This is a genomic window from Nocardioides marinquilinus (assembly GCF_039543705.1).
Lineage (GTDB): Bacteria > Actinomycetota > Actinomycetes > Propionibacteriales > Nocardioidaceae > Nocardioides > Nocardioides marinquilinus.
Genome location: NZ_BAABKG010000007.1, coordinates 37,120 through 49,309 on the forward strand (window position 1 = coordinate 37,120; position 12,190 = coordinate 49,309).

Genomic DNA, 12,190 nt, shown 5'->3' on the forward strand with positions numbered 1-12,190 from the left:
CACGATGCGCCCGTGACCAGCCCGCAGTCCGGCCACCTCATGCTCCTCGACAGCGCCTCGATGTACTTCCGGGCCTTCTTCGGCATCCCGGAGCACGCCGCCCCCGACGGCACCAACGTCAACGCCGTCCGCGGCATGCTCGACTACCTCAGCCGCCTCGTCGAGGAGTACCGCCCCAGCCACCTCGTCTGCTGCTGGGACGACGACTGGCGCCCGCAGTGGCGCGTCGACCTCATCCCCAGCTACAAGGCGCACCGCGTCGTCGAGGAGGTCGCCACGGCGCCCGACGTCGAGGAGGTGCCCGACCCGCTCGAGCGACAGGTGCCGATCCTGCGCGAGGTGCTGGCGGCGTTCGGCATCAGCGTGGTCGGCGCGCCCGGCTACGAGGCGGACGACGTCATCGGCACGCTCGCCACGGACGCCGGGCAGCCCGTCGACGTCGTCACCGGCGACCGCGACCTCTTCCAGCTCGTCGACGACGACGGCGAGGGCGGTCCGGTGCGCGTGCTCTACATCGGGCGCGGCGTCGGGCGCCACGAGAAGGTCGACCAGGCGTGGGTGCGCGCCAAGTACGGCGTCGAGGCCGGGCAGTACGCCGACTTCGCCACCCTGCGCGGTGACGCCTCCGACGGCCTGCCCGGCGTCGCCGGCGTCGGCGAGAAGACCGCGGCCACCCTGCTGCAGCGCCACGGCGACCTCGACGGCATCGTCGCGGCGGCCGGCGACCCCGACTCCGAGATGGGCCCGGGCCCGCGCGGCAAGATCAAGGCCGCCGACGACTACCTGGCCGTCGCCCCCCAGGTCGTCGCGGTCGCGCGCGACATCGATCTCCCGCGCACCGGCCACGAGCTGCCCACGACGCCGGCCGACCCCGACCGCGTCGCCGCCCTCGCCGAGCAGTGGAGCCTCGGCTCCCCCGCCGCGCGGCTGGTGACGGTGCTGGGCGGTGGCTCCGGGCGTGGCTGAGCCGCTCGTCGTCCGTCCCTCGTCAGCGGTCGTCGAGAAGCGGGCGTGGGCCGCCCTGGGCCTCAACGTCGTCGTGTGCGTCGGCATCGTCGTCCTGGGGGCGGTGCTCGTGCTCGACGGCACCACCCGCTCGCTCGTCGGCGGCGGTCTGCTGGTGGCGCTCGGGGCGCTGCTCGCCGGACGGTCGATCCGGCCGCTGGCGGTGCTGGTGCGGGTGCGGCGGGCGCAGGCCGAGCCGTCGCCGCCGCGGCTCGTGCTCGACGACGACGCCGTCACCGTCTTCAACCACGACGCCGGCAGCCGCCGGTCCGCCCACCCGGCCGTGCTCGCGTGGGACGACTGCGTCGCGCTCGTCGCGAGCCCACTGGCCGGCAGCCCGGCGCGGGGGCTGCGCTACTACTACCTGCACTTCATGCCCCGGCCCGGCGTCGACGTCGGCGCCGGAGTCCCCGCCGACCGGCTCGCCCTGCGCAGCAACCTGATCGGCCAACCCGTCGAGGCGGTCGCGACGTCGTGGGTGCTGCAGTCACCCGACCTCGACCTCGCCCGCGCGGTGCTGGGCGACGTGCGGCGACGCCGTCCGGCCCTGCGGGTGGTCGACAGCATCGACCGCACGGGCGCGAGCCCCGAGACCTACGAGAGGGAGGCCGAGTGATGGAGCCGCACGAGGTCCGCGTCGCGCCCGGGGCCGCGCTCGGCTGGGCCCGCGGCATGGCCGTCGGGTTCACCGCCTTCGCCGGGTTGCTGGCCGCGGGCTGCTTCATCGGCCTGCTCACCCAACAGCTGAGCCGGCCGCAGGCGCTCAGCGCGGTGGTCATCGGCGTGCTCGGCGCGTTCGGGGTCAGCTGGGGCGTGCGCGGCCTGCGCGGCCTGCGCGAGCTGAGCCGGCCGGTGCTGCTGGCCCGGTTCGACGGCGACGGCGTCCACCTCCACGAGGGCGCGGGCATCGACGACATGCCCGACGAGCTCGCGTGGACGACGATCCCCTGGGCCTGGGTGGGCTCGGTCAGCCACACCTCCTTCGACCTGCGCGCGGCCAAGCAGATGGGCGGCGAGGCGGGCTTCGAGTGCCTGCGGTTCGTGCTGGCCGACGACAGCCTGCTCGACCCGCCGCACGTGCAGCGGCCGCCGATGCTCGCCGAGTGGCTCGGCCTGACGACCACCCAGCTGCGGGCGGTCGTGCTCACCGAGCCCGGCGACCCCGCCGTCCCGGCCGCGACGGCCTGGTTGCGCGCCCACCGGCCCGACCTGCCGCTGCTCGAGGGCTCGACCGCGCCGTGGACGACGAAGGCCACCCCCGACCGCTGGGCCGACCGGCCGCGCATCGCCGTCGTCGGGGCGCACGGTCGGCTCGGCCGCCACGTCGTCGACGTCCTCGCGCGCCGCGAGGACGTGCCCGCCGTCGCGCTGGTGCGCAACGAGGCGCACCGCGCGCTGCTCGAGCGGGCCGGGGCCGAGGTGCGCATGGTCGACGTCACCGAGCAGGGGCCGTCGGCGCTGGCGGCCGCGCTGCGCGGGTGCGCGGGCGTCGTCCACCTGGCGCCGTCGGGGCTGGCGGTGACGGTCGAGGCGGCCCGCCGCGCGGGCACCAACCGGTTGCTGCTGGTGGCCGACGGCAAGGAGGACGAGGTCGTCGCCTCGCTGCCGGGCGCCGGCCTGGCGTGGACGGCGTTCCGCCCGTCCTACCTCACCGACGAGCCCGCCACCGGCGAGGTCGGCCTCGGCGACGGGACGACGCCCGGCCCGGTGCCGCGCGCCGACCTGGCCGAGGTGCTGGTCGCCTCGATCCGCGACGAGGCGTCGTCGGGCGCGGTGTGGCCCATCAACGGGCTGCCGTCATCGCCCGCCTCGTAGCGTGGACGCCATGAGCGAGAAGCAGAGGATCGCCGTCGTCGGAGGCCACGGTCAGGTGGCCCGCCACCTGCTCGACGCGCTGGTCGCGGGCGGGCACCGGCCCGTCGCGCTGGTACGGCGCGACGAGTACCGCGACGAGCTGGAGGCGCAGGGTGCCGAGGTGCGCCTGCTCGACATCGAGGGCGCGGACGCCGCCACGTTCGCCGCCGCGTTCGAGGGCTGCGACGCCGTCGTCTTCGCCGCCGGCGGCGGCCCCGACGGCAACATCGAGCGCAAGCGCACCGTCGACCTCGAGGGGTCGCTGAAGTCGGTCGAGGGTGCCCGCCAGGCCGGCATCCGCCGGTTCGTGCAGGTCTCGGCCATCGGCGTCGACCGGCCCCTCGGCGACGACGGCTCCGAGGTGTCCGAGGTGTGGCGCGCCTACGTCGAGGCCAAGCGCGACGCCGACGCCGCGCTGCGCGGGAGCGACCTCGACTGGACGATCGTGCGCCCCGGCGGCCTCACCGACGACCCCGCCACGGGCCGGGTCGCCCTCGGCCCCTCCGACACCGACATCCAGCGCGGCGAGGTCACCCGCGCCGACGTCGCCGCCGTGCTGGCCGCCGTCCTCGACACCCCCGCCAGCGTCGGCCACCAGTGGGACCTCGTCGGCGGCGACGTCCCCGTCGCCGAGGCCGTCGCGAGCGCCGTCCAGCGGTAGTCCCGGACGTTTGCGGGGTCGAAACGCGGTCTGGACCCCCCGAACGTCAGGGACTACCCGGCGTGGGCCCTACTCGGCCAGACCGGAGTAGGCGACGACGCCGCGCTTGACGAGGCGGACCATCTCGCGGGCGGTGCGGCGCAGGGGGCGGTCGCCGGCGGCGTCGGCGACCTGGCCGGCGAGGTCGAGCAGCTGCTTGGTGGCCCGCACGAAGTCGCCCGCGGTGAGGTCGGACGCCGCGCCGCGCAGGACGTCGTCGAGGTCGTCGCCCTCGGCCCACCGGAACGCCAGCCAGGCGAAGCCGGCGTCGGGCGGGCGCAGGAAGTCGAGCCGGTGCTCGCGCTCGAGGGTGTCGAGCCCGGCCCAGAGCCGGCGGGTCTCCTCCAGCGCGTCGCCGATGCGGCCCTTCGGGATGCGCGGCACCCGATTCTCGTCGGCGCGGCGGGTCTCGAAGACCAGCGCCGACAGCGCGGCGGCCAGCTCGGACGCCGTCAGGTCGTCCCACACGCCGAGGCGCAGCGCCTCGGCGGCGACGAGGTCCATCTCGCCGTAGAGCTGCATCAGCGGGCGGCCGCGGTCGGTGACCGAGCCGTCGCCCGACGGGTCGAGGTAGCCGAGCGCCGTCAGCACCTCGCAGACACGGTCGAACTGACGCGCCACGGTGTTGGTGCGCTGCTCGATGCGACGCCGCAGGGTGGCGGCGTCGCGGTCGAGCTTGAACCAGCGCTCGGCCCACCGGGCGTGGTCCTCGCGGTCGGGGCAGGCGTGGCACGGGTGCGCCTTGAGCCGGCGGCGCAGGTCGGCGACCTCGTCGGCGACCGGGTCGACGCCGCCCGGCGAGCCGCCCGAGCCGAGACCCGACCCCGGACCGGTCGGCGGCGGCCGCAGGTCGCGGGTGCGCTCGTTCAGCTGGGCCGCGAGGTCGCGGCGCTGCTGCGGGTTGCGGGCGTCGAAGCTCTTGGGCACCTTGAGCCGCGTGGCGGCCGCCACCGGCGTCGGGAAGTCCATCATCGCCAGCCGCCGCGCCTGCCGGGCCGCGGTCACGACCGAGGGCCGCGGGCTCTCGGGCGACCAGCCGGGGTCGACGACGACGGCCCAGCCGGCGAACTTGCCGGCCGGCACCATGATCACGTCGCCCACCTTGAGCGTCTTCAGCGAGGCGATGGCCTCGTCGCGCCGGTCGGTGCGCCGCGCCCGGCTGGCCGACTTCTCCAGCTCGCCGATGCGCTGCCGCAGACCCGCGTAGGCCATGAAGTCGCCGAGCTCGCAGCTGGCCGCCTCGGCGTAGCCGGCCAGGGCGTCGTCGCTCTTGGCCAGCTGGCGCGCCAGCCCGACGACGCCGCGGTCGGCCTGGAACTGCGCGAACGACTGCTCCAGCAGCTCGCGGGCCTTGGTGCGGCCGAACTGGTCGACGAGGTTGACCGCCATGTTGTACGACGGCCGGAACGACGAGCGCAGCGGATAGGTGCGCGTGGAGGCCAGGCCCGCGACGTCGCGCGGGTTGGTGCCCGGCTGCCAGAGCACGACGGCGTGCCCCTCGACGTCGAGCCCGCGGCGTCCGGCGCGGCCGGTGAGCTGGGTGTACTCCCCCGGCGTGATGTCGGCGTGGTTCTCGCCGTTCCACTTCGAGAGCTTCTCGATGACCACGGTGCGTGCCGGCATGTTGATGCCGAGCGCCAGCGTCTCGGTGGCGAAGACCACCCGGCACAGCCCGCGCAGGTAGAGCGCCTCGACCACCTGCTTGAACGCCGGCAGCATGCCGGCGTGGTGGGCCGCGACGCCGCGCGAGAGGCCGTCGAGGAAGTCGTGGTAGCCCAGCACGTGCCGGTCCTCGTCGGGCAGGTCGCGGCACGCGCCCTCGACGTAGGCGACGATCTCGTCGCGCTCCTCGGACGACGTGAGCCGCAGGTTGGCCTCGAGGCACTGCCGCACCCCGGCGTCGCACCCGGCGCGGCTGAAGACGAACACGATCGCCGGCAGCAGGCCGTCGCGGTCGAGCCGGTCGATGACGTCGGTGCGGCTCGGGATCCACACCCGCCGGCCGTTGCCGACGTTGCGCGGGTTCTTCGAGGACCCCGGCTTGCCCTTGCGCGGCGAGCGGCGGTCGCGCATCAGCCGGGTGCTGGCCCAGTCGTCGCGGGCCACCCGCATCAGCTCGTCGTTGACCGGGGCGCCCTCCTTGACGAACCCGGCCGCGGCGTCGACGTCGGAGGAGGCGAACAGGTCGAGCAGGCGGCGTCCGACCATGACGTGCTGGTAGAGCGGCACCGGACGACGCTCCTCGACCACCGTGGTGGTCTCGCCGCGCACGGTGGCCAGCCACTCGCCGAACTCCTCGGCGTTCGAGACCGTGGCCGACAGCGAGACGACGCTGACCGACTCGGGCAGGTGGATGATCACCTCCTCCCACACCGCGCCGCGGGCGCGGTCGGCGAGGTAGTGCACCTCGTCCATCACCACGTAGCCGAGGCCGATGAGGGTGCGCGAGCCCGCGTAGAGCATGTTGCGCAGCACCTCGGTGGTCATCACCACGATCGGGGCCTCGCCGTTGACGACGTTGTCGCCGGTGAGCAGGCCGACCTGGTCGGGGCCGTAGCGGTCGACGAGGTCGTGGTACTTCTGGTTCGACAGCGCCTTGATGGGCGTGGTGTAGAACGCCTTACGGCCGGTGGTGACGGCCAGGTGCACGGCGAACTCGCCCACCAGCGTCTTGCCCGAGCCGGTGGGCGCCGCGACGAGCACGCCCCGGCCGTCCTCGATCTCGGTGCAGGCGCGCACCTGGAAGTCGTCGAGCTCGAAGTCGTAGTGGGCGGCGAAGTCGCGGAAGACGGGGTGCCCGGCGTGACGGCGGGACGACGCGTAGCGCTCGGCCGCCGAGAGCTGCTCGCTCACAGCAGCTCCACCGCCCCGGGCACGCACTCCACGGTCAGCGGCAGCGGCCCGAACCGCTCGCCGTCGGCGTAGCCCACGACGTCGGGGCCGGTGACCGTCACCCGCCTGACCCGGTGCCGCTCGTACTGCGGGTGGGTGACGTGGGTGCCGCGGAACAGCTTCGGGTAGGTGCGCACCAGCTCGACCTTCGAGACCGGCTTGATGACCACGACGTCGAGCAGGCCGTCGTCGAGGCGGGCGCCCTCGGCGATGCGCAGGCCACCGCCGAACGACGGCCCGTTGCCGACCGCGACCAGCATCGCGGCGAGGCGGCGGGTCTCGCCGTCCAGCTCGAGCACGTAGTCGAGCGGGGTGAAGGTGCGCAGCTCGGCCAGCGTGGCGAGGTTGTAGCGCATCTGCCCGCGCGGCCAGCGCATGGCGTTGGCGCGCTCGTTGACGACCGCGTCGAAGCCCGCGGCCATCACCGTGGCGTAGTAGCGCTCGCCGACGCGGGCGAGGTCGATGCGCTCGCGGCGCCCGGTGGCCAGCGAGGCGATCATGCGGTCGGCGGCCGCGAGCGGGTCGCGGCGGTCGAGGCCGAGGTGGCGTCCGACGTCGTTGCCGGTGCCGGCGGGCACCAGCCCGAGCGCCACGCGCGAGGTGGCCACGGCCTGCAGCGCCAGGTTGACCATGCCGTCGCCACCCACCACCGCCAGCGCGTCGACGCCGTCGGCCACGGCCTCGCGGGCCAGCTCGAGGGCATGGTCGGCGTCGCGACCCTCCAGCGAGCGGACGGCGTGCCCGGCGGCCTCGAGCCGCGGCAGGACGACGTCACGCGCGGCCCGGCCACGGCCCTTGCCGGCCGCCGGGTTGGTGAGCAGCGCGATGTGGCGCGCGTCGCGGCGAGGAGGCACGTCGTCCAGCCTAGGAGGCGGTGGGGCGAGCGGCGGCCAGGTGGCCCGGCACGGGCTCAGCCGAGTCGCAGCCGCACGCCGTAGGACGACGGCCGCGCCCCCAGCGCGCGGGCCAGCCGCCCGACGGCGTCGAGCACCACCTCGGCGCCGAACCGGGTGCCCGGCACCAGCAGCGTGGCGCGACCGTCGTAGGCGACCAGGTGCACCTCGCCGTGCTGCCAGGCCTGGTGGGCGCGGGCGCGCAGCGCGTCGCCGGCGACCGGCGCCGGGTAGGCCTGGTCGACCGCCAGCAGGTCGCAGGCGACCTCGACGTGGCTGCCGTCGTCGTCGGTGAGCAGCCGGCCGTGCAGGTGGTGGCCGGTGAGGCCGTCGTCGGCGACCCAGGTGACCTCGCCGACGCCGAGGGCGTCGGGCAGGTCGAACGGGTCGAGGTCGTCGGGCGGGGGCAGCCGGGTGGGGCTCACCAGGAGGTCACAGCGTGGAGACCTCGTCGTCGTCCCACTGGTCGGTGCCGGCCTTGTTGCGTCCCTTGACCCGGTCGATCCAGCGCGCGACCACCTCGGCTATCAGGAAGAGCATCAGCATCGGCAGGGCGAGCATGATCATCGAGAACGGGTCGGTCGACGGCGTCGCCACGGCGGCGAAGATGAAGGTGCCGAGGATGATCCACGTGCGGTACTTGCCGAGCTGGCGCCCCGACACGACACCGGCCAGGTTGAGCATCACCACGAACAGCGGGATCTCGAACGCGATGCCGAAGACCAGGAGCATGCGGGTCGTGAACGAGAAGAACTTGCCGAAGTCGACCAGGTTCGTGGAGTCGGCCGGGGTGAAGTTGATCAGCACCTCGATCGCCTTCGGGAGCACGATGTAGCAGGTCGCGACCCCCGCGAAGAACAGCGGACCGGCGATCGCGGCGAAGATCCGCGACCACTTCTTCTCGCTCGGGTGCAGCCCGGGCATGATGAAGGCCCACAGCTGGTAGAGCCAGTAGGGCGAGCTGACGATGACGGCCACGAGACCGCAGAGCTTCAGCTGCAGCAGCAGCGGCCCGGTGACCTCGTTGACGACGATCTCGGTGCTGACGTCGTCGGGCAGGCGCTCGACCGCGGTGTCGTAGGGGATCCGGATCAGGTGCGCCAGCTCGTCGTAGAAGAACAGCGCGATGGCGAACACGACCACCAGCACGAGCACGCACCGGATGATGCGGGCGCGCAGCTCGCGCAGGTGGTCGGACAGGGCCATGCGGCCGTCGTCGCCGACGTCGTGGTGCGGGCGCGTCGAGAGGAGGCCGACGACTCCGCTGATCGACATGGGTGTGGGTGGAGGGAGCGGGTCCGGCCGTCAGGCCGGGTCGCGACGGGTGGGCTCGGTCTCGGAGGCCGGGCGGGGCGCCTCGGGGCTACCGGCCTCGATCTCGGGGTGGACGGCGCGCGCGGGGCCGGGCGCGGGGCGCTCGGCCTGGTCGGTGCGGGTCTTCTCGTCGTCGTCGTCGTCCATCAGGCCCTTGGTCTCGGCCTTGAAGATGCGGAGCGCACGACCGCTGCCGCGGGCGAGCTCGGGCAGCTTGGCCGCGCCGAAGAGGAGGATGATGACGCCGAAGATGATGAGCAGCTCGGTCGTGCCGAGTCCGGCGATGAGCGGGGTCATGGGTTCCTCACGTTGAGTACGGGGGACGTGGATCCATCCTACGTCGGCGACTGTGCCAGGGCCGTGGGCCGCCTGTCACCCGCGGTACAGCCCGAGAGTGGCGCGGGCAGCGTCCGCTGCGCCGGTGGCCAGGGACCCGGGCTCGGTCACCCAGGCATTCGGAGCCAACCGTAGGAGCAGCTTGGTGAGCCACCGGGCATCGGCCACCTGCAGGTCGACCTCGACGTCGCCGCCCGGGACGGGCCGCACGGCCTCGACGGGGTAGTACTCGGTGACCCACTGGGCTGCCGGGGCGAGGCGCAGGGTGACGGTGGTGACGTCGTCCGCCTGCGCGAACAGGCCCTCGGCGAGGTCGCGGGGGGCGGCCGGCTCGGTGGTGACCGGCGTGTCGAGCACCCGGGCGTCGGCGACGCGGTCGAGGCGGAACAGCCGGGGGGCCTCGGCGAGGTGGCAGTAGGCGTCGAGGTAGGCGTGGCCGTCGCGCCGGACGACGCCGCGGGGGTCGACGACCCGGTGCGACATCTCGTCGCGGGCCGGCACGTAGTAGTCGAGCTCGACCTGCACGGCGCGGGCCGCGGCGTCGTCGAGGCGGGCGGCGAGGTCGGCCAGGGCGGTCTCGGCGGCGAGCGCGCCGGCGTCGGCGGTGGGCTCGGTCTCGGGCGCGGCGCCGATGGGCACGGGCCCCGCGGCGGCGGCCGACTCGAGCTTGGCGAGGGCACGGTCGACGATCTCGGCGGTCTCGGGGGCGGCGCCGGCGCGCAGCGCGCGCAAGGCCACGATCATCGCGGTGGCCTCGACCGGCGTCAGGCGCATCGGCCGGGCCAGGTAGTCGGCGTTGGAGACGGTGACGACGCCCTCGCTGCGCACGCGGCCGTCGTCGCCCTGCAGCGCGTCGATGTCGACGTCGATCAGCTCGTCGGGGTAGCCGCCCGGCAGCCCGCACATGAAGAGCACCTTGAGGTCGCGCAGCAGCACCTCGGGCGTCACGTCGAGCGCCGCGGCGGCGTCGTCGAGGCGCACCGAGCCGCGCGAGTAGAGGTAGGGCACGAGGGTCAGCAGGCGGCCGACCTGCTCGCGGGCGTTGTGGCCGGCGGCCTCGCGGGCGCTCACGTCCCGGCCCTCGCCAGCAGCGCCTCGAGCCGGGCCACGACCTGCTCGCGCAGCGTGGCGGGCGCCTCGACGACCGCGCTGTCGCCGTAGCCGAGCACCTCGTCGACCACGCCGGTGGAGGCGCGGGTGAGGGTGAGCCGGTCCCAGCCGGTGCGGTCGTCGGGGCCTTCGACGCCGGTCTCGACGGTCTCGGCCGCCCTGCGCAGCGGGTGCGCGGCGCCGGAGCGGGCCAGGACGACGACCGGCTCGGTGGAGACGGCGGGGGCCAGACGGTGCGCGACGGCGGACACGTCGACCCCGGCCGGGATCTCGTAGGCGCCCGGCTTGCCGACCTTGCGGGCGCGGCCCTGCACCCGCGAGAGGCGGAAGACCCGCTCCGCGTCGCGGTCGAGGTCGTGGCCCACGACGTACCAGCGGCCGGCGTAGCGGGTGACGCCCCACGGCTGCAGGCGCCGCCGCGTCGGCTCACCCCGCCCGCTGCGGGCGTAGTCGAACTCGACGACCGAGCGCTCGAGGACGGCGTCCAGGAAGTCGTCGAAGGACGGCTCGTCGGCGCCGAGCCGCGGCTGGGCGATGTCGAGGGCGTCGAGGTCGATCTCGGCGCCGGCGGCGGTGAGCTTGCGCACCGCCTCGGTGGTGGCGCGGGCCAGGCGCTGGTGCTCCCACACGCGGGTGGCGAGGCCGACGACGGAGGCCTCGTCGGGGGTCAGGTCGACCGGCGGCAGCGCGAACTCGTCGGGCCGGATGCGGTAGCCCGGCTCGTCGTCGAAGTAGGCGTCGAGCTGGCCGAGCTCGACGGGGACGCCGAGGCTGCGCAGCTCTTCCTTGTCGCGCTCGAACATCCGCTCGAACGCCTCGTCGGAGGCGTCGGGGTAGAGGATCTCGCGGATGCGCCGCTTCGCGACGAGCCGGCGCTGCACGAGCAGCATGATGAGCAGGTTCATCAGCCGCTCGGTCTTGGCCGCGCTCACCGTGCCTCCGCTCCCCTGCCGCGCCGCGGCGTCCGACCCAGCATGCCGCCCAGCATGCCGCCCAGCGTCAGGCCGCGGCCAGGATGTCGACGACGAAGTACAGCGTGGAGTCGGCCGGGATGTCACCCGAGGCCTGGTCGCCGTAGCCCTCCTTGGGCGGGATCTCGAGCAGGACCCGGCTGCCGACGGTCTGGCCGACGAGCTCCTTGTCCCAGCCGCTCACCACGGCGCCGAGGCCGATGGGGGTCGGCAGGTCCTGCTTGGTGTAGCTCTCGTCGAACGGCTTGTCGCCGTCGTAGGTCTGGCCGAGGTAGTCGACGACGATCAGGTCGCCCTTCTCGACCTCGGGGCCGCTGCCCTTCTTGATGACCGCCGAGCGCAGCGTCTTGCCGTCGGGCTCGGGCACGCCGTCGAAGTCGAGGGAGGTGGGCTTGCCGTTCTTGTCGAAGACGATGCTGGGCGCCCAGGCCGGCTCGTCCTCGCGCGGGGCGTCGGGGTCGGGGCCGGGCAGCACCTCGGTGTCGAGGACGTCGGCCACGACCAGCAGGCCGTCCTTGTTGCCGATGCCGGCCTCGGCGACCGGCGCCGCGAAGGCGGCGTCGCCGAACATGGCGGTGGCGTCGCCGGTGAGGACGATGCGCGAGCCGCGGGTGACGCCGGCCTTGATCTGGTCGCGCAGCTGGGCGAGGACCAGGTCGTCGAGGGACGCCGGCTCGGTGGGCGCGGCGCCGACCTCGTACTGGATGGCCGGCTTCTCCTCACCGAAGGTGTCGATGGCGGTCTGCTCGGTGTAGCCGTTGGCGACCAGGAAGTTCACGAAGACGGTGTCGCCGTCCGCCAACGGCTCGCCCTCGCCCTCGACGAGCGTCTCGGCCTCGACGTCGGTGGCCTCCATCCGCTCCTTCCAGGTGAGCTCGGGGTCGTCGCCGACCTCGCCCTCGATGGAGACGGCCTCGAGGCGGTCGCCGAACTGCATGCCGGTGTCGCCCGGGGCGGCGGTCGAGTCGTCCCCGCAGCCGGCCAGCAGGCCGGAAAGCACGAGGAGCGGCACGGTCAGCGCGGCGGCGCGACGCGGTCGGAGCACAGGTCCACCTTCGGTTCGAGGTCGATCGGGGTCGCGCGCGACGGACGGCGCGCAGGCGACCGTGAGCCTA

At 74.4% G+C, this 12,190-nt stretch carries 12 protein-coding genes; 4 read left to right on the plus strand and 8 right to left on the minus strand.

Features of this window, described 5'->3' with window-relative positions; genetic code table 11:
* Window positions 1-39: 39 nt before the first annotated feature.
* The 4 genes from ABEA04_RS21370 to ABEA04_RS21385 are packed head-to-tail and all read left to right on the plus strand — an operon-like array spanning window position 40 to window position 3,520.
* Window positions 40-966 carry a 5'-3' exonuclease gene (locus ABEA04_RS21370; RefSeq protein ID WP_345464400.1) on the plus strand — a complete coding sequence of 309 codons (927 nt, stop codon included), beginning with the start codon at window positions 40-42 and terminating at the stop codon, window positions 964-966.
* Window positions 959-1,621, plus strand: a complete 663-nt coding sequence (locus ABEA04_RS21375) for a hypothetical protein (protein ID WP_345463800.1) — start codon at window positions 959-961, stop codon at window positions 1,619-1,621. The genes ABEA04_RS21370 and ABEA04_RS21375 overlap by 8 nt, the downstream gene beginning before the upstream one ends.
* Window positions 1,621-2,820 carry an NAD(P)H-binding protein gene (locus ABEA04_RS21380; RefSeq protein WP_345464402.1) on the plus strand — a complete coding sequence of 400 codons (1,200 nt, stop codon included), beginning with the start codon at window positions 1,621-1,623 and terminating at the stop codon, window positions 2,818-2,820. Before ABEA04_RS21375 ends, ABEA04_RS21380 begins: the two co-directional genes overlap by 1 nt.
* A gap of 10 nt (window positions 2,821-2,830) precedes the next feature.
* The gene (locus ABEA04_RS21385; protein ID WP_345463803.1) at window positions 2,831-3,520 is read left to right on the plus strand and encodes an SDR family oxidoreductase; all 690 of its coding nucleotides are present in this window, start codon (window positions 2,831-2,833) and stop codon (window positions 3,518-3,520) included.
* A 69-nt stretch (window positions 3,521-3,589) separates the two neighbouring features.
* On the opposite strand, the gene ABEA04_RS21390 is transcribed toward ABEA04_RS21385, so the two are convergent.
* The 8 genes from ABEA04_RS21390 to ABEA04_RS21425 all read right to left on the minus strand — a co-directional run bounded on the left by ABEA04_RS21390 (window position 3,590) and on the right by ABEA04_RS21425 (window position 12,120).
* Complete coding sequence (locus ABEA04_RS21390; RefSeq protein WP_345463806.1) at window positions 3,590-6,412, minus strand: DEAD/DEAH box helicase; 2,823 nt, start codon at window positions 6,410-6,412, stop codon at window positions 3,590-3,592.
* On the minus strand, window positions 6,409-7,305 hold the full coding sequence (locus tag ABEA04_RS21395; RefSeq protein WP_345463809.1) for a diacylglycerol/lipid kinase family protein: 897 nt from the start codon (window positions 7,303-7,305) through the stop codon (window positions 6,409-6,411). Before ABEA04_RS21395 ends, ABEA04_RS21390 begins: the two co-directional genes overlap by 4 nt.
* Window positions 7,306-7,361: 56 nt before the next feature.
* Entirely contained in the window at window positions 7,362-7,769 is a 408-nt protein-coding gene (locus tag ABEA04_RS21400) for a hypothetical protein (RefSeq protein WP_345463812.1), read from the minus strand.
* Window positions 7,770-7,776: 7 nt separating this feature from the next.
* On the minus strand, window positions 7,777-8,619 hold the full coding sequence (gene tatC, locus ABEA04_RS21405) for a twin-arginine translocase subunit TatC (RefSeq protein ID WP_345463815.1): 843 nt from the start codon (window positions 8,617-8,619) through the stop codon (window positions 7,777-7,779).
* Window positions 8,620-8,649: 30 nt separating this feature from the next.
* Window positions 8,650-8,955, minus strand: a complete 306-nt coding sequence (gene tatA, locus ABEA04_RS21410) for a twin-arginine translocase TatA/TatE family subunit (protein ID WP_345463818.1) — start codon at window positions 8,953-8,955, stop codon at window positions 8,650-8,652.
* 75 nt (window positions 8,956-9,030) lie between these two features.
* Window positions 9,031-10,065 (minus strand): helix-turn-helix transcriptional regulator, encoded by a 1,035-nt coding sequence (locus tag ABEA04_RS21415; RefSeq protein ID WP_345463821.1) that lies wholly within the window; start codon window positions 10,063-10,065, stop codon window positions 9,031-9,033.
* Window positions 10,062-11,036: a helix-turn-helix transcriptional regulator gene (locus ABEA04_RS21420; protein WP_345463824.1), complete on the minus strand. Its 975-nt coding sequence runs from the start codon at window positions 11,034-11,036 to the stop codon at window positions 10,062-10,064. Before ABEA04_RS21420 ends, ABEA04_RS21415 begins: the two co-directional genes overlap by 4 nt.
* Window positions 11,037-11,103: 67 nt before the next feature.
* Complete coding sequence (locus tag ABEA04_RS21425) at window positions 11,104-12,120, minus strand: FKBP-type peptidyl-prolyl cis-trans isomerase (protein WP_345463826.1); 1,017 nt, start codon at window positions 12,118-12,120, stop codon at window positions 11,104-11,106.
* Window positions 12,121-12,190 lie beyond the last annotated feature (70 nt).